General features: G+C 71.1%; 15 protein-coding genes and 2 pseudogenes. 12 read left to right on the top strand and 5 right to left on the bottom strand.

Going from position 1 to position 19965, the window contains the following annotated elements; translation table 11 throughout:
* The first annotated feature begins 65 nt into the window (after positions 1-65).
* The 11 genes and pseudogenes from BLV05_RS11645 (at position 66) to BLV05_RS11590 (ending at position 11836) form a co-directional block, all read left to right on the top strand.
* Positions 66-1019 carry an ABC transporter permease gene (locus BLV05_RS11645; RefSeq protein ID WP_046773114.1) on the top strand — a complete coding sequence of 318 codons (954 nt, stop codon included), beginning with the start codon at positions 66-68 and terminating at the stop codon, positions 1017-1019.
* Complete coding sequence (locus BLV05_RS11640) at positions 1016-1903, top strand: ABC transporter permease (protein ID WP_052763240.1); 888 nt, start codon at positions 1016-1018, stop codon at positions 1901-1903. Before BLV05_RS11645 ends, BLV05_RS11640 begins: the two co-directional genes overlap by 4 nt.
* A gap of 3 nt (positions 1904-1906) precedes the next feature.
* Positions 1907-3082, top strand: a complete 1176-nt coding sequence (locus BLV05_RS11635) for a M24 family metallopeptidase (RefSeq protein ID WP_082155883.1) — start codon at positions 1907-1909, stop codon at positions 3080-3082.
* Positions 3079-3957 (top strand): alpha/beta fold hydrolase, encoded by an 879-nt coding sequence (locus BLV05_RS11630; protein ID WP_046773113.1) that lies wholly within the window; start codon positions 3079-3081, stop codon positions 3955-3957. Before BLV05_RS11635 ends, BLV05_RS11630 begins: the two co-directional genes overlap by 4 nt.
* Complete coding sequence (locus BLV05_RS11625) at positions 3950-4978, top strand: ABC transporter ATP-binding protein (protein WP_046773112.1); 1029 nt, start codon at positions 3950-3952, stop codon at positions 4976-4978. Before BLV05_RS11630 ends, BLV05_RS11625 begins: the two co-directional genes overlap by 8 nt.
* Entirely contained in the window at positions 4965-5981 is a 1017-nt protein-coding gene (locus BLV05_RS11620; protein ID WP_046773111.1) for an ABC transporter ATP-binding protein, read from the top strand. The genes BLV05_RS11625 and BLV05_RS11620 overlap by 14 nt, the downstream gene beginning before the upstream one ends.
* On the top strand, positions 5978-7237 hold the full coding sequence (locus BLV05_RS11615) for a dipeptidase (RefSeq protein ID WP_046773110.1): 1260 nt from the start codon (positions 5978-5980) through the stop codon (positions 7235-7237). The genes BLV05_RS11620 and BLV05_RS11615 overlap by 4 nt, the downstream gene beginning before the upstream one ends.
* Before the next feature lie 6 nt (positions 7238-7243).
* Positions 7244-7963, top strand: a complete 720-nt coding sequence (locus BLV05_RS11610; protein ID WP_052763239.1) for a GntR family transcriptional regulator — start codon at positions 7244-7246, stop codon at positions 7961-7963.
* Positions 7964-8178: 215 nt separating this feature from the next.
* Positions 8179-8769 (top strand): annotated as a pseudogene (locus BLV05_RS11605) (IS5 family transposase); the annotation flags it as partial.
* Positions 8770-8899: 130 nt separating this feature from the next.
* Positions 8900-10093 (top strand): annotated as a pseudogene (locus tag BLV05_RS36965) (IS256 family transposase); the annotation flags it as partial.
* A gap of 894 nt (positions 10094-10987) precedes the next feature.
* The gene (locus tag BLV05_RS11590) at positions 10988-11836 is read left to right on the top strand and encodes a hypothetical protein (protein WP_046770918.1); all 849 of its coding nucleotides are present in this window, start codon (positions 10988-10990) and stop codon (positions 11834-11836) included.
* Between the two features lie 19 nt (positions 11837-11855).
* Here BLV05_RS11590 and BLV05_RS11585 read toward each other — a convergent pair whose 3' ends face one another.
* From BLV05_RS11585 to BLV05_RS11570, 4 genes are all read right to left on the bottom strand, one after another.
* A complete protein-coding gene (locus BLV05_RS11585) occupies positions 11856-13337 on the bottom strand; it encodes an MFS transporter (RefSeq protein ID WP_197683616.1) in 1482 nt (493 codons plus the stop codon).
* A complete protein-coding gene (locus BLV05_RS11580) occupies positions 13334-14671 on the bottom strand; it encodes an FAD-binding oxidoreductase (protein WP_046770917.1) in 1338 nt (445 codons plus the stop codon). Before BLV05_RS11580 ends, BLV05_RS11585 begins: the two co-directional genes overlap by 4 nt.
* Before the next feature lie 84 nt (positions 14672-14755).
* The gene (locus BLV05_RS11575; protein ID WP_046770916.1) at positions 14756-15877 is read right to left on the bottom strand and encodes an RNA polymerase sigma factor; all 1122 of its coding nucleotides are present in this window, start codon (positions 15875-15877) and stop codon (positions 14756-14758) included.
* Positions 15878-15915: 38 nt separating this feature from the next.
* Complete coding sequence (locus tag BLV05_RS11570) at positions 15916-16257, bottom strand: YciI family protein (protein ID WP_046770915.1); 342 nt, start codon at positions 16255-16257, stop codon at positions 15916-15918.
* 186 nt (positions 16258-16443) lie between these two features.
* Here BLV05_RS11570 and BLV05_RS11565 point away from each other — a divergent pair, with 186 nt between their 5' ends.
* Entirely contained in the window at positions 16444-18669 is a 2226-nt protein-coding gene (locus BLV05_RS11565; protein WP_046770914.1) for a sialidase family protein, read from the top strand.
* 52 nt (positions 18670-18721) lie between these two features.
* Here the strand turns inward: BLV05_RS11565 and manD are convergent, their stop codons facing one another.
* Positions 18722-19942, bottom strand: coding sequence for a D-mannonate dehydratase ManD (gene manD, locus BLV05_RS11560; RefSeq protein WP_046770913.1), 1221 nt, complete (start codon positions 19940-19942; stop codon positions 18722-18724).
* Positions 19943-19965 lie beyond the last annotated feature (23 nt).

Raw genomic sequence — 19965 nt, 5'->3', positions numbered from 1 at the left:
ACCCTCGCCCATGCCACTGCCTCACGACACGCACCCGACCCCTTGGAATAGGTCATCTAGCCGCCGTGTTGAGGTATGCCGCGAGTCGGCTGTTCCGCGCGATCCTGACCATCTGGATCGCCGTGACGGTGACGTTCTTCCTGCTGCGGCTGCTGCCGGCGGACCCCACCCTCCTGGTGGTGGAGGGCGACATGACTCCGGAGATGCAGGACGCGCTCCGGAGTCAGTACGGCCTGGACCAGCCGATCCTCCAGCAGTACGTGCTCTACCTGGGTCAGCTGGTCCAGGGCAACCTCGGCGTCTCGTTCCGGCAACTGGTCCCGGTCAGCGAGCTGCTGCTGGACCGGCTGCCGTGGACGCTGCTGCTGGCCGGCTCCGCGTTCGTGCTGACGTTGCTGATCGGCATCCCGCTCGGGGTGCAGGCGGCCGTCGGCCGGGGCGGGCTGGTCGACCGCGGCGTGCAGTTCTTCGGCATCACGTCGAACGCGCTGTTCATCCCCAGCGTCGCGATCCTGCTGCTGGTGGTGTTCGGCTCGAACCTGGGTTGGTTCCCGATCGGGCAGGCGATCGACCCGGACACCCGGGGGCTCGCGGCGTACGTGTCGCTGCTGCACCATCTGGCGCTGCCGCTGTTCTCGCTGGTGCTGGTGCAGCTCGGCCCTTACGCGTTGACGCTGCGGACGAACATGGTCGAGGTGCTGGGCGAGGACTACATCACCAGCGCGCGGTCGCGCGGGCTCACGCACCGGCGGGTGGTGTGGCGGCACGCGCTGCGCAACGCGGTGCTGCCGGCGCTGATGCTGATGGGCCTGCAGCTCGGGACGTTGATCGGCGGCGCCGTGCTGACCGAGACGGTGTTCGCCTACCCGGGCGTGGGCCGGCTGATCTTCGAGTCGGTGCAGCAGCTGGACTTCCCGGTGCTGCAGGGCGCCTTCGTCATCCTGGCGGTCACCGTCGTGCTGGCCAACCTGCTCACCGACCTGCTCTCGATGGTTCTCAACCCAAGGATCCGCACATGAGCACCGAGCCGCAGTCCTTGAAGGCCGACACCCCGTCGGCGGCGCTGACCAGTGGCCGGCGCCGCCGCTCCGGCGGCTACTTCGCCGCGCCGTCCGGCTGGCTGTCGGTCGGCGTGCTCGGCCTGTTCGCGCTCGTCGCGATCTTCGGGCCGCTGGTCGTCGACTCCCCCAGCGGCCTGGGCACCGACATCCTGCAGTCGCCGTCCGCCGACCACTGGTTCGGCACCGACGACCTCGGGCAGGACGTGTTCGCGCAGGTCGTGTGGGGCACCCGGATCAGCCTGCTGGTCGGCGCCGTCGCATCGCTGATCGCCATCTGCATCGGCACGCTGCTCGGCCTGGCCGCCGCCTACGTCAAGCTGCTGGACCCGGTGGTCACCACCGCCACCGACGTCATGCTGTCGCTGCCGATGCTGCCGCTGATGATCCTGGTGACGGCGCTGGCCGGGCCGAGCGTCGTCACGCTGATCACCGTCATCGGGCTGCTGTCCTGGCCCGAGGTGACCCGGATGATCCGGGCGAACGGGCTGGTCGTCGCGGCGATGCCGTACATCGACGGCGCCCGGGTGCTCGGCGCCGGCGCGACCCGGATCATCTCCCGCGAGATCCTGCCCGCGGTCATGCCGCTGGTGGTCGTCAACGTGCTGCTCACCGCCGCTCGCGCGGTGATCGCCGAGGCCGGCCTGTCGTTCCTCGGCATGGGCGACCCGTCCTCATGGTCGTGGGGCCGCATCCTGCTCAACGCGCAGCGCTCCGGCACCATCGCGTCGGCCTGGTGGCAGACGCTGTTCCCGTCGCTGGCGATCCTGCTGCTCGTGCTGGCCGCGACCATCGCCGGCATCCGCTACAACGACTCGCGCGACCCGCGCACCCGAGGAGTGTGACCCGTGCAGCTGCCCGACTCCTTCTACCTCGGCGCGCTCGACCGTGTGGTCGAGCGGCTCGGCGCCGACGGCGACGACGGCCTCCTGGTCACCCATCCCGCCGACGTCGCCTACCTCGTGGGGTTCTGCTACGCGGTCACCGAGCACCCGGTGTACCTGTGGATCGGCGCCGACCACGACCGGTTCGTGCTCGTCCCCGAACTGGACCGCGAGTACGCCGAGCAGCAGCGCATCCACGCGCCGGTCCAGACCTACTTCGAGTACCCGGGCGTCACCAGCCCCGAGGAGCACCTGGCCGGGCTGCTGCGCCGTCGCGGCCTCGGCGCCGGCCGCATCGCGTACACGTCGTCGGTCTCGGTGGGGACGTTCGACCGGCTGCGCGCGGTGCTGCCGGAGGCCACCTGGGCGACGTCGGACGTCGTCGCGGGGCTGCGGCTGACCAAGGCGCCGGAGGAGATCGAGCTGCACCGGCAGGCCGCGGACATCTGCGACTCGATGCTGGCGGCCGGCCGCACGTACATCGAGGACGCCATCGCCGCGGCCGGGGAGCTGCCGCGCGAGGGCGAGATCGCCCGTCACGTCATCGGCCACGGCACTGACCTGGTGTACCAGCGCTACGACCGTGTGGTGTTCACGACGAAGCTGGCCGGCGGCCTGGTCTACGCCGGGCCGAACGCGGCCAACCCGCACGGCCTGCCCAGCAGCCGCCGGGTCCAGCGCGGCGACACGCTGATCCTGTCGCTCGGCGCGGCCGTGCTGAGCCGGTTCGTGGAGAGCGAGCGGACGTTCGTCATCGGCGAGCCGAGCGCGGAGCAGCGCCGCTACTTCGAGACCGCCCGCACCGCGCAGCACATCGGCACCGAGGCGATGCGAGTCGGCCGGACCTGCGCCGACGTCAACGCCGAGTGCCTCGACGTCATCCGCGACGCCGGCTTCGGCGAGTACCTGCGGCACCGTCAGGGCCACGGCATCGGCGTGCAGAACCACGAGGCGCCGTGGGTCGAGGACGGCGACCCCACGCCGCTGGCCGCCGGCATGGTGCTGTCCAGCGAGCCGGGCGTCTACGTCCCGGGGCACGGCGGCTACCGCATCTCCGACACCGTGCTGGTCACCGCCGAAGGGCCCGAGCGGCTGACCACCTACCCGCGCAGCCTCGAGGAGAACGTGATCGCGGCATGACGACCTCCCGTACGTACACCGAGACGATCAACGGCGCGCGCCTCGTCATCGAGGAGCTCGGGCCGCAGGACGCCCCCGCGATCGTCGTCCACCACGGCGCGCCGGGCCTGGGGTCGCGGGCGGAGCCGCTGCGCTCGTTCGGCCCGTTCGCCGACGCCTACCGGATCGTGACGTTCGACGCGCGCGGCTCCGGCGCCTCCTCCGACGACGGCCCGTTCAGCCACGAGCAGTGGGTCGCCGACATCGAGGAGATCCGCCGCCGGTTCGGCCTCGGCGACATCGTCATGGCCGGCGGGTCCTACGGCGGCTTCCTCGCGATGGAGTACACGCTGGCGCACCCGGACCGCGTCCGTGCGCTGGTGCTGCGCGACACCGCGGCCGACACCTCGCACGACCACCTCGCCGTCGAGCGGGCCAGCGACTTCGACGTCGTCCCGATCGATCCGTGGGCGATCGAGCGCATCGGCACCGGCGGGTTCGCCGACAACACCGAGTTCGAGCGGTACTGGCGGGCCATCCTCCCGCTCTACGACCACCACTACGACCCCGCGGCGGTCGAGCGGAAGGCCGCGAGCACGCAATACCACTACGCGACGCACAACGCGGCGTTCGGCGTGAACATGCCGGCCTACGACCTCACCGGCCGGCTGGCGGAGATCGCCTGCCCGGTGCTCGTCACCGTCGGACGGCACGACTGGCGCACGCCGGTGCCGGCGTCGGAGCTGATCGCCGAGCGCGTCGTCGACGGCCGGCTGGTCGTGTTCGAGCACTCCGGCCACTCGCCGCAGCTGGAGGAGCCGGAGCTGTTCCAGGCGACGGTGCGGGAGTTCCTGCGCGACGTCCAGGCCACTCCTTTTGGGAGGCCTCATGGCTGAGACGCTGGTCGCCGCGCCACGGCCGCCCGCCACGGGCGCGCCGGTGCTCAGCGTGCGCGACCTGTGCGTGGAGTTCGACACCCGCGACGGCGTGCGGCCGGTCGTGCAGGACGTCAGCCTCGACGTGTACGCCGGGCGGACGCTGGCCGTGCTCGGCGAGTCGGGCTCGGGCAAGTCCGTCACGGCCCGGTCGATCATGGGGCTGATCGACTCGCCCGGGCGCATCACCGGCGGTCAGGTGCTGTTCGAGGGCAAGGACCTCGTCCGGGCCTCCGCCGAGGAGCGGCGGCTGATCAGCGGCGAGCGCATCGCGATCGTCTTCCAGGACGCGCTCTCCGCGCTCAACCCGGTGTTCTCCGTCGGCGAGCAGATCGCCGAGCTGCTGCGCACCCGGCGCGGCCTGAACCGGCGCGCGGCCGCCGCCGGCGCCGTCGAGCTGATGGCGCGGGTACGCATCCCGGCGGCGCGGCAGCGGGCGAAGGAGTACCCGCACCAGTTCTCCGGCGGCATGCGGCAGCGCGCGATGATCGCGATGGCACTGGCCCTCGACCCCACCGTTCTCATCGCCGACGAGCCGACGACGGCGCTCGACGTCACCGTCCAGGCGCAGATCATGGACCTGCTGCTGGACCTGCAGGACGAGACCGGCATGGGGATGATGCTCATCACCCACGACCTCGGCGTCGTGGCCGAGGCCGCCGACACGCTGGCGGTCATGTACGCCGGGCGGATCGTGGAGCGCGGGCGGGTCGACGACGTGTTCGCCCGGCCCGGGCACCCGTACACACGCGGCCTGCTGCACTCGATCCCGCGGCTGGACCGCGAGGAGGAGTCGCTGTGGGCGATCCCAGGCTCGCCGCCGACCGTGCTCAACCGGGTGGCCGGGTGCGCGTTCGCCGGCCGCTGCGACGTCGCGATCGACCTGTGCACGACGTCGCGTCCGGACCTGACGGAGCTGCGCCCGGCCGGCCGGGCCAGCGCCTGCCACCGTCACGAGGAGGTGCTCCATGGCCGCGTCTGAGCCGGTGCTCTCGGTCGAGAACCTGACCCGGCACTTCGCCGCGCGCCGCGCGGTCCTGCCCGGACGCCCGGCGCCCGCCGTCCGCGCCGTCGACGGCGTCAGCTTCGAGCTGCACGCCGGCGAGACGCTCGGCATCGTCGGCGAATCCGGCTGCGGCAAGACCACGCTGGCCCGGATGATCGTCGGGCTGGAGACGCCGACGTCCGGCGTCGTCCGGTTCCGCGGCACCGACGTGCACGCCGTCCGCGGCCGCCAGGCCCGTGAGCTGCGCCGTCGCGTGCAGATCGTGCTGCAGGACCCGTACACGTCGCTCAACCCGCGCCGCACCGTCCGCGAGCTGCTGCGCCAGCCGTTCGAGATCCACCGCGAGCTGCTGCCGCGCGGGCAGCAGGCGGCCCGCATCGCCGAGCTGGTCGAGCTGGTGGGCCTCGACCCGGACCACCTCGACCGGTATCCGTTCCAGTTCTCGGGCGGCCAGCGCCAGCGCATCGGCATCGCCCGCGCGCTCGCGCTCTCGCCCGACGTCATCGTCTGCGACGAGCCGGTCTCCGCGCTCGACGTGTCGATCCAGGCGCAGGTCGTGAACCTGTTCCAGCGCCTGCAGCGCGAGCTGGGTCTGGCCTACGTGTTCATCGCGCACGACCTGTCCGTCGTCAGGCACATCTCCGACCGGGTCGGCGTGATGTACCTCGGCAAGCTGGCCGAGCTGGGCGCGCGCCGCGACGTCTACGACCACCCCCGGCACCCCTACACGTCGGCGCTGCTGTCCGCGGTGCCGATGGCGGACCCGCAGCTGCGCGGACGGCGCACCCGCCGGTTGCTCGAGGGCGACCCCCCGAGCCCGATGGACCCGCCGTCCGGCTGCCGGTTCCGCACCCGCTGCTGGAAGGCGACCGACGAGTGCGCGACGGTCGAGCCGCTGCTCGCCGGCGACGACCGGCACCGCCAGGCGTTCGCCTGCCACCACCCCATGCCCGTCCAAGCCGATCCCGCGACCGCATGACCCCGAGGAGCACAGTGACCACGTCCCCCGCCCCCGCGTACGACGGCTACCGCGCCTACTCGTACCTCAAGGCCGGCGTCGACTACCAGGACTTCCGGCTGGCCGCCGAGCTCGGCCGCGTCCCCGCCTACGACGGCGGGCTGACCGACGACGAGCGGGCCCGGGTGGCCCGGCTGCTGGCCGAGAACGTCGTGATCTCGCTGCACGAGCACGCCGTCGTCCTGCCGGAGGACCCGGACGAGATCCGCCGCTACAACCGCACCGGCCGGCAGCGCACCGCCTACGAGGGACTGGCGCACTCGGGCCTGACCGCGGTGGTCGACAACTTCATGGCCGGCGCGTCCTGCGTCACCAGCCAGCACGGCTGGAAGTGGGACGACCTGATCTACGCGCTCGGCTTCCGGCTGGCCGACCTCGCCAAGCAGGACTTCGTCGTCCACGCCACGACGGTGCGGGACATCCGCGACGCCAAGGCGGCCGGCCGGGTCGCGCTCATCGCCGGGCTCGAGTGCGCCACGATGATCGAGAACGAGCTGGACCGCATCGACATGCTCTACGGGTTCGGCGTGCGCCAGCTCGGCATCGCCTACTCGCAGGCCAACCTGCTGGGCTCCGGGCTGTCCGAACGCTCCGACGCCGGCCTGACGCACTTCGGCCGGCGCGCCGTCGAACGGATGAACAAGCTCGGCATGGCCATCGACATCTCGCACTGCGGCGACCGCACCAGCCTCGACGTCATCGAGACGTCGTCGGTGCCGGTGATGATCACGCACGCCGGCGCACGCGCCGTCTGGCCGATCGCCCGGCTCAAGCCCGACGACGTCATCCGCGCGTGCGCGGAGCGCGGCGGCGTCATCGGCATCGAGGCGGCGCCGCACACCACGCTCTCCGAGGCGCACCCGGAGCACTCGCTGGAGTCGTTCATGGACCACTTCCAGTACTGCGTCGACCTGGTCGGCATCGACCACGTGACGTTCGGCCCGGACACCATGTTCGGCGATCATGTGGCGGTGCACCGGACCTACGCGGGCAACTACGCGCACAAGGACGAGGGCCGCCTCGAGCACCCGCGGGTCGACTACGTCGCGGGGGTGGAGAACCCGGGCGAGAGCTTCCATCACATCACCGGCTGGCTGGTGCGGCACGGCTACGCTGATGCAGACATCGCGAAGGTGCTCGGGGGCAACACCATGCGGGTGCTGGAGACGGTGTGGCGGTCCACCGATGACACCGATGACGTCGCGCAAGGACGGTAACCGAGCATGAGGCGGGACTCGGCGGCGCAGAGCGCCCTGTTGCGGTTGCGTCACCTCATCGCGACCGAGTTCGTCCCGGGTGACCGGCTGCCGCCGGAGAAGGAGCTGGCCGAGACGCTGGAGGTGTCGCGGACGACCGTCCGCGAGGCGCTGGTGGTCCTGGCCGCCGAGGACATCGTCACCCGCCAGTGGGGCGCCGGCACGTTCGTCAGCGAGCCGTCCAAGGTGGCGTCGCTGAACATGTCCACGATCGAGTCGTACCGCGACCGCGTCGGGTCCGGCGGCCGCGGCGTCACCATGCTCGACGCGGCCTGTGAGCTGGTGCCGCCGCCGGCCGCTGCGGCCGCGGCGCTGCAGCTGGAGGCCGGCGCCAAGGCCTGGCACGTGCGCCGCCTGTTCGCCGTCGACGGCGCGCCGTCGGCGCTGATGCGCGAGATCGTCCCGGCCCGCCTGTACGGGCGGCCGCTCGACCCCAGCCCGATGCTGCACATCGAGACGTCGCTGTACCAGCTGCTCAACCGGCACGCCGCCGGCGCCGCCATGCACGCGTCAACCGAGCTCGAGGCGGTCTGCGTGAACGGCGACGACGCCCGCGCTCTCGACCTCGACGACGGCGCCCCGGTGCTGCGGGCCACGCAGACCACGTTCGCCCGCCGCGGCGAGCCGGTCGCCCACGGCGTGTCCCTGCAGCGCACCGACCTCGTGCGCATGCGCATCACTCGGTGAGAATGGCTAGTTGGGCATCCCCCTGCTGCCCATTTTCTTAGCCGCGCACCCGCGCCTCAAGCGGACTGATGGGCGCTTCGCGCCGACGATGACCGCTTGACCCGCAAGCACGCGGCCTAAGAGGGCGTCTGATCCGTTGATGTTCTGGTTGTGAGGTTGGCTGGTGTTCGGGTCCTCGTTCTTGGGCGGGTGGTGTGGTAGGGCTCGTCGTTGTGATGTCCAGGGCGCCGTACCGTAGCGATCTGTCCGATGCCCGGTGGGCGCTGATCGAGCCGGTCATGTCCGGGTGGCGTGCGGCCCGGCGCGGGCTGGGGATCAGTGAGCCCGTCCATGACCTGCGAGAGATCGTCAACGCGATCTTGTACGTGAACCGGACCGGCATCGCCTGGGAGTACTTGCCGCACGATTTCCCGCCGTTCAAGACCGTCTATGACTACTACGCCAAGTGGGAGAAGGACGGGACGACGGAGAAGATCCATGACCTGCTGCGCGGCACGGCGCGCGCAGCGGCCGGGCGGGCCAGTGAGCCCAGCGCGGCGATCCTGGACGCGCAGTCGGTGAAGACGTCGTCGAATGTGGCCGAGTCCGATCAGGGCATCGATGCGGGCAAGAAGATCAAGGGACGCAAGCGGCATATCGCCACCGACACGCTGGGGCTGCTGCTGGTGGTGTTGATCACCGCGGCCAGCGTGCACGACACCGCAGGTGGGCGTGACCTGGTTGATCGCCTCGCCGATCGCCACGCGGGCGTGTCCAAGGCTTGGGTGGACCGCGGCTACCGCGCCAGCGTCGCCCAGCGTGGGGCGTGTTGAATCTTTCGTGTAAGGCCGGGTGGGCCAGGATTGGTCCGGGCGTGTTTGCGTCGTGGCCGCGAGAGGATTCTTTGTGTCGGAGCAGGAGAAGGTTGTCGATTCCTCGGATGAGGCAGCTCGTCGGTTGGCGGCGGTGTTGCCGGATGAGGCGATTGATAATCTGTTGGCGGATGCCGAGTCGTCCGGGACACCGGTTGATGGTGTTCATGGGTTGTTGAATCGGTTGACGTCGAGAGTTCTGGAGCGGGCGTTGGAGACCGAGATGACCGATCATCTCGGTTATGAGCCCGGTGATCCGGCTGGGCGCGGATCGGGGAACTCCCGGAATGGGCGTTCGGCCAAAACGGTCGCGACGACGGCCGGCCCGGTGAACGTGACCGTGCCACGAGACCGGAATTCGACATTCGCCCCGCAGATCGTGCCGAAACACTCCCGGCGTGTCGGCGCGATCGAGGACATCATTCTGTCGTTGTATGCGCGCGGGCTATCGACCCGGGAGATCGAGGCGCACCTGAAGGAGATCTACGACATCAACACGTCGCCGGCGCTGATCTCCAAGATCACCGACGTGGTCGTGGACGAGATCACACTGTGGCAGAACCGGCCGGTCGACGAGGTCTACCCGATCGTCTACGTCGACGCCATCCGGATCCGGGTCCGCGACCGCGGCTCGGTCACGCTGAAGTCCGCACACCTGGTCGTGGGCGTCGACGTCGACGGGTTGAAGGACGTGCTGGGGATCTGGATCGCCGCGGAGGAGGGCGCGAAGTTCTGGGCGCACGTGCTCACGCAGCTGCGCAACCGGGGCCTGCGCGACGTCCTCATCCTGTGCTGCGACGGGCTCACCGGGCTGCCTGACGCCGCGCGCAGCGTGTTCGACAAGGTCACCGTGCAAACCTGTGTCGTGCACGTCATCCGCAACACGATGCGATTCATCTCCTACGGCGACCGGAAAAAGGTCGCCACGGCGATGCGTCACATCTACACCGCTCCCGGCGTCGCGGCGGCCGAGATCGCGTTGAAAGAATTCGAGCAGAATTTCGGGCAGCAGTATCCCGGCGCGATCGAGGTGTGGAAGAATGCGTGGAACGAGTTCATCCCGTTCCTGGATTACCCGGCCGAGCTACGCCGAATCGTCTACACGACGAACCTGATCGAATCAATCAACTACCAGCTGCGGAAGATCACCAAGACTCGCGGCCACTTCCCCGACGATGACGCCGCCATGAAGCTGCTCTTTCTCGGGATCCGTAACATCAGCCGGAAACGAGGAGGAGCATCAGGCACCGGAACCCATGGATGGAAGAAAGCACTCAACTTGACAGGCCCCGACGCGTGGACACCGGTGCACTACCCCGGCGCGGTCGTCGACCCGGACACCGGGCAGTTGATCTCCGACGCCCACGTCGCCGAAGTACCGTTCACCGCGTTCGGCTCCAAGGCCAAGAAGCACCAGGTCACCGCCCGGCTGATCGTGCGCCGGGTCCGCGACCGCGCCAAGACCGATGAACTGTTCCCGGTCTGGCGGCACCACCCGTTCTTCACCGACAACACCGAACCGACCGCCGACGCGGACATCACCCACCGCGCGCACGCGATCATCGAGACCGTGTTCGCCGACCTCATCGACGGGCCGCTGGCCCACCTGCCGTCTGGCCGGTTCGCCGCGAACGCCGCCTGGGCGACCTGCGCCGCGATGACCCACAACCTGCTCCGCGCCGCCGGCACCCTGACCAGTCCGCGGCATGCCGTCGCGCGCGGCGCGACACTGCGCCGACAGATCGTCACCGTGCCCGCCCGGCTGGCCCGCCCGCAACGCCGCCGCGTGTTGCACCTGCCCACGCACTGGCCCTGGGCCCAGCAGTGGACCCGCCTCTGGAACCACGTGCTCGCCACCGGGCCACCCGCCGCGGCGGCCTGACCGTCGACCACCGCCCGCACCGGGCCCCGACCGGACACCGACACGTGGAAGAGCTGGGCAGACCAGCCGACCAGCCCTGCCCACGACCCCGATCAAGATCAACAGTCAGGAGCGAAGATCACCCGATAGCCCTTCCACGGATCGAGGCTAAGAAAATGGGCAGCAGGGGGACGGCCAACTCGGCAATCTCCACCGCAAAACCCCCGGCGAGCACGAACTTCCCGCTACGACAGGCGTACCTCGCGCCTTGGCCCTATGCTCATCCCCGCCATCTCACGCGGGAGGATCATCGTGGCTGGACGCAGCAGGAAGAAGAAGGAGGTCGTCCGGGTCGAGTCCGCCCCGGAAGCCACGACCGAGCGCACTGCCGACGAGCCGACCTGGACGCCGACGCCCGAGGCGAAGCAGCAGGCCACGAAGTTCCGGTTGATCGCCGGCGGGCTGTGGCTGCTGGCCATCGCCGGCGAGGCGTTCGCCATCTTCTGGGTGCTCCGGCAGGACCCCGTCAACATGGTCCTGCTGATCGCGATGATCGTCGTCATCGGCGCGCTCGCCATCGGCGGGTCGCTGCTGTGGAAGCGGGCCAACCGGCTGGACCCGGCGCGCAAGAGCGAGCCGACGCGGTTCTTCATCCAGAACCAGCTCGGCGCGATCATCACCGTCATCGCGTTCCTGCCGCTGATCGTCCTGATCTTCACCAACAAGGACATGGACGGCCGGCAGAAGGGCATCGCCGGCGGCATCGCGGTCGCCGTCGCCGCGGTCGCGGTGTTCTTCGGCATCGACTTCGACTCGCCGTCGGTCGAGCAGTACTCCGAGGAGACGAACATCGTCGAGCAGCTGACCGGCGAGAACCTCGTCTATTGGACCCGGTCCGGCTCGGTCTTCCACGTGTGCGAAGAGGTCCCCGACGTCAACCGCGAGTCGCAGGACGGCCGCATCTACGAAGGCACCGTCGCCGACGCCCACGCGGCAGGCAAGTCCCGGCTGGTCAGCTACTGGCAGCGCGAGGCGGTCAACTACTGCGGCTACACCCAGGAGCAGGTCGACGCGGTCGAGGCCGGCGGCTCCGGCGACGACGCGACGCCACCCGCCGACGACGACGCGACGGCGCCCGCGGAGGACGCCGCCACGCCGTAGCGGCAGGACGAACACCGGGTCAGGACGGCGCCGGCTCAGCCTGGGCGGGCGGCGCCGCGGGGACGCTCTCCGCGGCGGCCGGCAGCGGACCCCGTCGCAGCAGCAGTCCGCAGGCGACCGCGCCGGCGGCGAACAGGCTGGCGCACCACCAGAACACCCTGGTGTAGCCGTCGATCGCGGCGAGGTGCAGAAGCTCCGGCGCCGGCGGCCCGTCCGCGTGGGCGGCCAGGTAGTCGGCGGTGGCGTTGGCCGCGAGCGTGTTGAACAACGCCGTGCCGACGGCGCCGCCGAGCTGCTGCCCGATCTGCAGGGTCGCCGACGCGACCCCGGCGTCCTGAGGCGCGACGCCGAAGGTGCCGCTCTGCAGCGCCGCGGCGTAGATGAGGCCCATGCCGGCGCCGACGACCGCGAGCGGGCCGAGCAGTTCGGCGACGTAGTTCGACTCGGCGCCGATGCCGGTCAGCCAGGCCGACCCGGCCCCGCTGAGCAGCAGCCCGGCGACGGCCGGCACGCGCGGGCCGAACCGCGGCATCAGCGCGACGTTGCCCCAGTTCGCCGCCACGGCGGTGACCGCCACCATCGGCAGCAGCGCGAGCCCCGACCTGATCGCCGAGTACCCGAGCGTCGTCTGCAGGTAGTAGACGAGGAACAGGAACAGGCCGAAGATGCCCGCGCCCACGACCAGCAGGCTGACGTTCGCGCCCGCGCGGGTGCGGTCCAGCAGGATCCGCGGCGGCAGCAGCGGCTGGGCCGCCCGCGTCTGCCAGAGCACGAAGACGGCCAGCAGCACGCCACCGGCGGCGAGGAAGCCCCACGTCCCCGGCGTCCCCCAGCCGTCCGTCGCCGCATTGGAGAAGCCGTAGACCAGGAAGAACATCCCGCCCGACACCGACAGCACGCCCGGGACGTCCAGCCGGGCGCCGGACGTCCGGGCCGGCCGGTCCAGGTACAGCAGGCCGCCGACGATCGCGACCGCGGCGAAGACGACGTTGATGTACATGCACCAGCGCCAGGACAGGCCGGAGGTCAGCGCGCCGCCGATGAGCAGGCCGAGGCCCGAGCCGCTGGCGGCGACCGCGCCGAAGGCGCCGAACGCCTTGCCCTTCTCCGCCGGGTCGGTGAACGTCGTGGCCAGCAGGGAGAGCGCGGCCGGCGCCAGCAGCGCGGCGAACACGCCCTGGCCGGTGCGCGCCGCGACCAGCAGCTCGAAGCTGTTCGCGGCGCCACCGACGGCCGAGGCGGCAGCGAAGCCGCCGAGCCCGACCAGGAACGTCACTCGGCGCCCGATCAGGTCGGCCAGCCGGCCGCAGAACAGCAGCAGGCTCCCGAACGCCAGCAGGTAGGAGGTGAGGACCCATTGCCGGTCGGCGTCGGAGAAGCCGAGGTCCTCCTGGGCCGGCGGCAGCGCGAGGTTCATCACGGTGGCGTCGAGGACCACCATGAGCTGGGCGACGCAGATGACCGCCAGGATCAGCCAGCGCCGCGGGTGCGCGTCGGTCATGGCGTCGCCTCGGGTGGGATGTTGAAGTTCTGGCGGAACAGGTTCTCCGGGTCATAGGTCCGCTTGGCCTCGACCAGCCGCCGGCGCGTCTCGGGCGGGTAGAGCTCGGCCACGTCCTCGGGGTCGAGCGAGCTCATCAGGTTCCCGTAGGCGCCGCGGGTGTGCGGGGCGAGCGTGGCCCAGTACGCGTCGAACGCCGCGCGCGCCTCCGGTGCGGGCGACAGCGACACGGCCGACAGCATCGCCTCGCTGTCGCGGTAGGCGAACGCGGTCGCGGTGCCGGGCACCCGGGCGACGGCGCCGCCCAGGGCGCGCACCTGCCCGACCACCGGCGGGCCGCCGGCGAGGCCGGCCAGGTAGAGGTCGATCAGCTCGTCGCTGAGCACGCTGGTCAGACGGTTCTTGGCCAGCACCGGCACGCCGGCCGGCGGCGCCGGGGGCGGCGGGGCGAGGACGTCGCCGTACGGCCGCACCTTGAGGTCCAGCGGGGTCGCCGCGCCGAGCCGGAGCAGCGGCTCGACCACCTTCTCGGCCGCGGCGGCGTCGCCGTGCGCGACGCAGACGCCGATCATCAGCGCCTGCGGCGCCATGCCCTCCGGCAGCAGCACCAGCATCGAGGTGAGCTCGTCCGGCGCCGCCCGCATGACGTCGCGCCAGCCCCTGAGGACGGCGGCCGCGTCGGAGCGCGGGTAGGCGATCGTCCCGGAGTACACCTCGGGCACCGGCTGGGCGACCACCTCGAAGCGGGTGACGACGCCGAAGTTGCCGCCACCGCCGCGCAGGGCCCAGAACAGGTCCGGGTGCTCGGCGGCGCTGGCCCGCAGCACGCGGCCGTCGGCGGTGACGACCTCGGCCGCGACCAAGGCGTCGATGGTGAGGCCGACCTGGCGCACCAGCCAGCCCATGCCGCCGCCGAGGATCAGCCCGCCGACGCCGACCTCGGTGGTGTCGCCGGAGGAGATGGACCAGCCGTGCGGGGCCAGCGCCTGCGTGACACCGGCCCACCGTGCGCCAGCGCCGATGCGGACCAGGCGGCGGCCGGCGTCGAGGACCTCGACGTCGTCCAGCGGGCCGAGGTCGAGCACGATGCCGCCGTCGTTGGTGGCGAAGCCGGGACCGCCGTGGCCGCCGCTGCGCACCGAGAGGACGAGGTCGTGCTCCCGGGCCGCGATGACGGCCCGGCGGACGTCGTCGGTGCTGCCGGCCCGCACGATCAGGGCCGGGTGACCGTGCCGCTGGTAGGCGTTGCGGTACGCGTCGTAGGAGTCGTCGCCGGGCCGGACGAGCTCACCGTCGACCGGGGGCGAGAGATACAGGGTGGATGTGTCGCTCATACCCAGGCGACGAACGAGCGGCCGCCCAGGGGACGGCTGATCTTCGGAGACTGACGTCAGACCCTGCGGTCGGCAGTAAGCGCCTTAGAGTTCTTCCAGCCGCCGGGTGAGGAACCGCCGCTCGGGTGTCGTGGTGGCCAGGCCGAGCGCACGGCGGTACGCCGCCTCGGCCTCGGCGTCGCGGCCGAGCCGGCGCAGCAGCTCGCCCCGGGTGGAGTGGAAGTACAGGTAGCCGTCGAGGGCGAGGCGGTCGACGGCGCGCAGCGCGGTCGCGGGGTCGCCGGCCTGGGCCAGCGCCACGGCCCGGTTCAGCTCGACCACCGGCGAGCCGGTCAGCTCGGCCAGCCGGCGGTACAGCCCGGCCACCCGGTGCCAGTCGATCCGCTCGCGCGTCTGCTGTGACGCGATCGCCGCCTGCAGCACGTACGGCCCGCGCCCGCCCAGCTCGACCGCACGGTCCAGCGCCGCCCGGCCCGCGGCCAGCAGCGACTGGTCCCACAGCGAGCGGTCCTGGTCCTCCAGCAGCACGAGGTCGTCGCCGTCGAACCGGGCCGCCTGGCGGGCGTGGTGGATCAGCATCAGCGCCAGCAGCCCGTGCGGCTCGGGCTGGTCGGCCATCAGCGCCGCCAGCACGCGGCCCAGCCGGATCGCCTCTGCGCCGAGGTCGACCCGGCCGCTGTAGCCCTCGTTGTAGATCAGGTAGACGATCGCCAGCACCGCGTCGAGGCGGTCCGGCAGCAGCCGCTCGTCGGGCACCGCGAACGGGATGCCGGCCGCCTTGATCTTCGCCTTCGCCCTGGTCAGCCGGCGCTTCATCGTCTCCTCGGAGACCAGGAACGCCCGGGCGATCTCGGCGGTCTCGAGGCCGCCGAGCGCCCGTAGCGTGAGCGCGACCTGACCCTCCAGCGCCAGCGCCGGGTGGCAGCAGGTGAAGATCAGCTCGAGCCGCTCGTCCTTGATCACGGCGTCGTCGAACTCCTCCATGGTGACCTCCGGCGCCGGCAGGAGGTGGATCTTCTCCGCCAGCGTGCGCTCGCGGCGGATGCGGTCGATGGCCCGGTTGCGCGCCGTCGTCACCAGCCAGGCGCCCGGCTTGTCCGGCACGCCAGACTCCGGCCAGCGCGCTGCGGCGATCGCGAACGCCTCCTGCGCGGCCTCCTCGGCCCGGTCGAAGTCGCCGAGAAACCCGACCAGCGAGGCCAGCACCCGGCCCCACTCGTCGCGGAAGACCTCCTCCAGGCCGCTCAGCGCAGCGCCACCAGCGGACGGACCTCGACGACACCGCCGTAGCGGGCGGCCGGGACGCGCGCCGCCACCTCGATGGCCTCGTCGAGGTCGGCGGCCTCGATGAGGCAGATGCCGCCGAGCACCTCTTTGGTGTCGGCGAACGGGCCGTCGGTCAGCAGCGTCCGGCCACCGGCGACGCGCACGCTGGTCGCGGTCTCGGCCGGCTGCAACTGCGCGCCGCTGAGGAAGCGGGGATCGTTGCCGAGGGCCTCGTACTCGGCCTGGACGGCGACCCGCTCGGCCTCGGGCCGGTCGTCGTCGTGGCCGGGCTCCGCATAGAACATCAGGGCGTACCGCATGGGTTACCTCCGCTCTCATCCTTATGACGAGACAGGGTCCCGAAATGGGACGCGTCAGAATAAACTTCTGACATCTGTCGAATCACAGTATTTACTGCTAGCCTCCTGATCATCTGCCGGCCGCAGAGATCGACCATCCAGACGCGCAGCTGCCACCCCTTCCAGCGAAGCATGGAGCCGCCAACGATGGACGCACCACGCCTCGCCCGGCCGCCCGCCGTCATCGGCGTACTGGTCGCGGCACTCTCCCTCCTGCTCTCCGTTCTGGTCCCCATGGCACCGGCGCGCGCCGAGGGCTTCACGCCCGAGGTCACCGTGCACTCCGACCTCACCCTGCTCGACGGCGACGGCATCCGCACCCCCGACATCATCTCCACCAGCGAGAACAACGTCGTGACCGCCTGGCGCGAGGGCAACACCGCCGGCCAGTTCGACAACGGCGCCATCAAGTACTCGTACTCGACCGACGGCGGCGCGACCTGGAGCGCGCCGCAGACCCTCGCCGCCAAGGACGCCACCTACGGCTGGCACTACGTGATCTTCTACCGCGACGGCACCGACCTGTACGCGTTCCTCGGCCGCGCACCCACCAGCTCCCACAACGGCCAGCCGGTCACCAACTTCATGAAGAAGAGCACCGACGGCGGCCACACCTGGACCGACCACACCGTGAACTTCAGCGGGGTCCCGTCGAGCTTCGTCGTCGCCGGCCGGCCCCTGAAGTACGGCAACTACCACATCGCACCGTTCTGGAAGGGCGGCCAGGTCGCGGTCATGCGCTCGACCGACCTGGTCAACTGGACGGCGGGCGCGTTCGCCCCGGACCCGCTGAGCACCGGGTCGGGCGAGAACCAGCTGGTGGTGAACCCGGAGAACCCGAATCAGCTGATGATGTTCAACCGGGTCGCCGCCACCGAGCAGGCCTACCTCGACGGCTCGGTCTACATGTCGCGGACCACGAGCAACGACGGCGGCCTGACGTGGTCGCCGCTGGCGTTCGACACCAACATCCCGAACATGGGCACCAAGGGCTACGTGACGGTCGACTCGAACGGGCAGTTCCTGGCCATCTACAACACGATGGGCGGCAAGTTCCCGAGTCCGGTCGAGACCCGCCCGCCGCACTGGCGCTCGATCCTCAACTACAAGGTGAAGAAGCCGGGCCAGCCGTGGGGCCCGGGCCGGTTCTTCGCCGACGGGCCACCGGTCGTCGCCCGGCCGCACAGCGCCGGCTGGGACACCTACACGATGGCCGACGAGTACGCGCCGGGGAAGTTCTTCGTGGTGTGGGAGCACGACACGTCGGCGATCAAGGTGGTGAAGCTGGACATCTCCGACTCGTTCACCGGCATCAACGAGAACTGGGACGCCACCGGGCCGTGGACCACCACCGCGAACGGCGGCACCGCGGCGGTCACCGGCGGCCGTCTCAACCTCGGCAACGCCGCCGGCACCACGACGACGGTGCACCAGAACCACGCCTACCAAGGCAGCTTCATCGCCGCGATGAGCGGACGGGTCACCACCGCGTCGACGCTGAACACCACCACCGGGGTCGGCGCGAACCTGCAGCTGCGGGTGGCCAACGGCAGCCGGGAGCTGGCCTTCACCGTCCAGCCCGACGGCGTGTATGCCCGGGTGTCCGGCCAGGCGACCTGGCAACGGGTGTTCACCCAGACCATCGACGCCAACGACCACCAGTACCGGGTGATCGTCGACGCCGACGGCACGGCGCGGCTGTTCTACGACTCCACCGACACCGGGGTGGAGTGGACGGTCCCGGCCAGTGCTGCGCCGGTCCGCACGACGGTGTCGGCGTCGGGCACCAGCGGGCAGCCGGCGGCGTCGTCAGTGAACTGGGTCAGCGTCGAGGAGAACCTCGTCTCGACCCCGTTCGACGACCTCACCGGCTGGGAGCCGTTCGGCACCGGCGGCACCATCGCGCCGGCCGGCGAGCTGCGCGTGCAGAGCGGCACCACCACCCAGAACGCGGTGACAAAGGCGCTGCCGGACCGGTGCGACTTCTCGGTGGACTTCCGTGCCCAGGTCACCGACTACGCCGCGCTGAACACGTCCAACGGTCACGGCACCAGCCTGGCCGTCAGCGTGACGAACCGCAGCCGCCGGCTGATGCTGTCGATCCAGCAGGACGGCGTCTACACGATCAAGAAGGGCGACACCGCCTGGACCCGCGTCTACGCGCTCAGCAACGCCGGAGCGCTGGCGTCGTGGCGGGTCGACACCGACGGCGGCGAGGCCCGGCTGTACCGCAACGGCGTCGACACCGGCGCGAGCTGGACGATCCAGGACCGCGACACCGATCCCGCGGTGCGGCTCTGGTCGGCCGGCAACAACGGTGACACCGCCGCCTTCCAGATGGACTGGCTGCGGGTGACCTGCGAGATCCGCTGACAGACGGTCCGCCCGCCCGGCCTCGCGTGGCTGGGCGGGCGGGCCGCGTCCGTCACCAGTCGTGCACGGTGCCGTCGGCCAGCCGGTTCACCGGCAGGTAGCCGGGCTCGTACGGGAACGCGGCGGCGGCCTCCTCGTCGACGTGCACGCCGAGGCCGGGCTCGTCGCCGGGGTGCAGGCCGCCGTCGGCGAACGTGTACGTCGAGCGGAACACCTCGTCGGCCAGCGGGTGGTGCCGCATGTACTCCATGATGCCGAAGTTGTGGACGGCCAGGCCGAGGTGCAGCGACGCGGCCAGCCCGACCGGCGACACGTCGACCGGCCCGTGCATGCCGGAGCGGACCTGGTACATCGCGGCGTAGTCGAGGATGCGGCGCAGCCCGGTGATGCCGCCGGCGTGCGAGACGGGCGACCGGACGAAGTCGATCAGCTGCTCGCGGATCAGCAGCTGGTAGTCGACGACGCTGTTGAACACCTCGCCGATCGCCAGCGGCGTCGTCGATGCCGCGCGGACCAGCCGCAGCGCCTCCTGGTTCTCCGCCGGTGTCACGTCCTCCAGCCAGAACAGGTCATACGGCTCCAGCGAGCGGGCCAGCCGGGCCGCCTGGATCGGCGTGAGCCGGTGGTGCGCGTCGTGCAGCAGCGGCAGCTCCGGCCCGAACTCGGCCCGGACCGCCTCGAACACGCCCGGGATGTGCCGCAGGTAGGCGGGGCTGTCCCACGTCTCGACGTTGGGCAGCCCGCCCGCGCTGGTCGGCTCGTACCGGCCGAGGCGGTCGTCGGCCGGCGGGATGCCGTAGATCGAGCCGAGCCCGGGCACCGCCGACTGGATCCGAATCGCCCGGTAACCCAGCGCCAGGTGCGCCCGCACCGAGTCCAGCAGTTCCTCGGTGTCGCGACCGTTGGCGTGCCCGTAGACCAGGCAGCGGTCCCGGCTGGCGCCGCCGAGCAGCTGGTACAGCGGCAGCCCGGCGACCTTGGCCTTGAGGTCCCACAGCGCGACGTCGACGGCGGCGATCGACGCCATCGTCACCGGGCCGCGCCGCCAGTACGCGCCGCGGTACAGCAGCTGCCAGGTGTCCTCGATGCGGTGCGCGTCGATGCCCACGAGCATCGGCGCGACGTGCTCGCGCAGGTACGCGGCGACCGCGAGCTCGCGACCGTTCAGGGTGGCGTCGCCCCAGCCGACCAGGCCGTCCTCCGTGGTGAGCTTCAGCGTGACGAAGTTGCGGCCGGGGTGGGTGACGATGACGTCGGCGGCCTTGATCAGCATCGGTGTCCTCTCTCAGGGGTGTC

The organism is Jiangella alkaliphila, from assembly GCF_900105925.1.
GTDB classification, from domain to species: domain Bacteria; phylum Actinomycetota; class Actinomycetes; order Jiangellales; family Jiangellaceae; genus Jiangella; species Jiangella alkaliphila.
Note: the sequence above shows the minus strand (reverse complement) of the source record. Positions and strands in the feature narration are given on the sequence as shown.

What these genes read in the sequence shown, in the direction of transcription:
- BLV05_RS11630 (WP_046773113.1), top strand. Translation starts at nt 3,079, where the DNA reads ATGACGACCTCCCGTACGTACACCGAGACGATCAACGGCGCGCGCCTC.
- BLV05_RS11615 (WP_046773110.1), top strand. Translation starts at nt 5,978, where the DNA reads ATGACCCCGAGGAGCACAGTGACCACGTCCCCCGCCCCCGCGTACGAC.
- BLV05_RS11585 (WP_197683616.1), bottom strand. Translation starts at nt 13,337, where the DNA reads ATGACCGACGCGCACCCGCGGCGCTGGCTGATCCTGGCGGTCATCTGC.
- BLV05_RS11640 (WP_052763240.1), top strand. Translation starts at nt 1,016, where the DNA reads ATGAGCACCGAGCCGCAGTCCTTGAAGGCCGACACCCCGTCGGCGGCG.
- BLV05_RS11580 (WP_046770917.1), bottom strand. Translation starts at nt 14,671, where the DNA reads ATGAGCGACACATCCACCCTGTATCTCTCGCCCCCGGTCGACGGTGAG.
- BLV05_RS11565 (WP_046770914.1), top strand. Translation starts at nt 16,444, where the DNA reads ATGGACGCACCACGCCTCGCCCGGCCGCCCGCCGTCATCGGCGTACTG.
- manD (WP_046770913.1), bottom strand. Translation starts at nt 19,942, where the DNA reads ATGCTGATCAAGGCCGCCGACGTCATCGTCACCCACCCCGGCCGCAAC.
- BLV05_RS11620 (WP_046773111.1), top strand. Translation starts at nt 4,965, where the DNA reads ATGGCCGCGTCTGAGCCGGTGCTCTCGGTCGAGAACCTGACCCGGCAC.
- BLV05_RS11570 (WP_046770915.1), bottom strand. Translation starts at nt 16,257, where the DNA reads ATGCGGTACGCCCTGATGTTCTATGCGGAGCCCGGCCACGACGACGAC.
- BLV05_RS11625 (WP_046773112.1), top strand. Translation starts at nt 3,950, where the DNA reads ATGGCTGAGACGCTGGTCGCCGCGCCACGGCCGCCCGCCACGGGCGCG.
- BLV05_RS11610 (WP_052763239.1), top strand. Translation starts at nt 7,244, where the DNA reads ATGAGGCGGGACTCGGCGGCGCAGAGCGCCCTGTTGCGGTTGCGTCAC.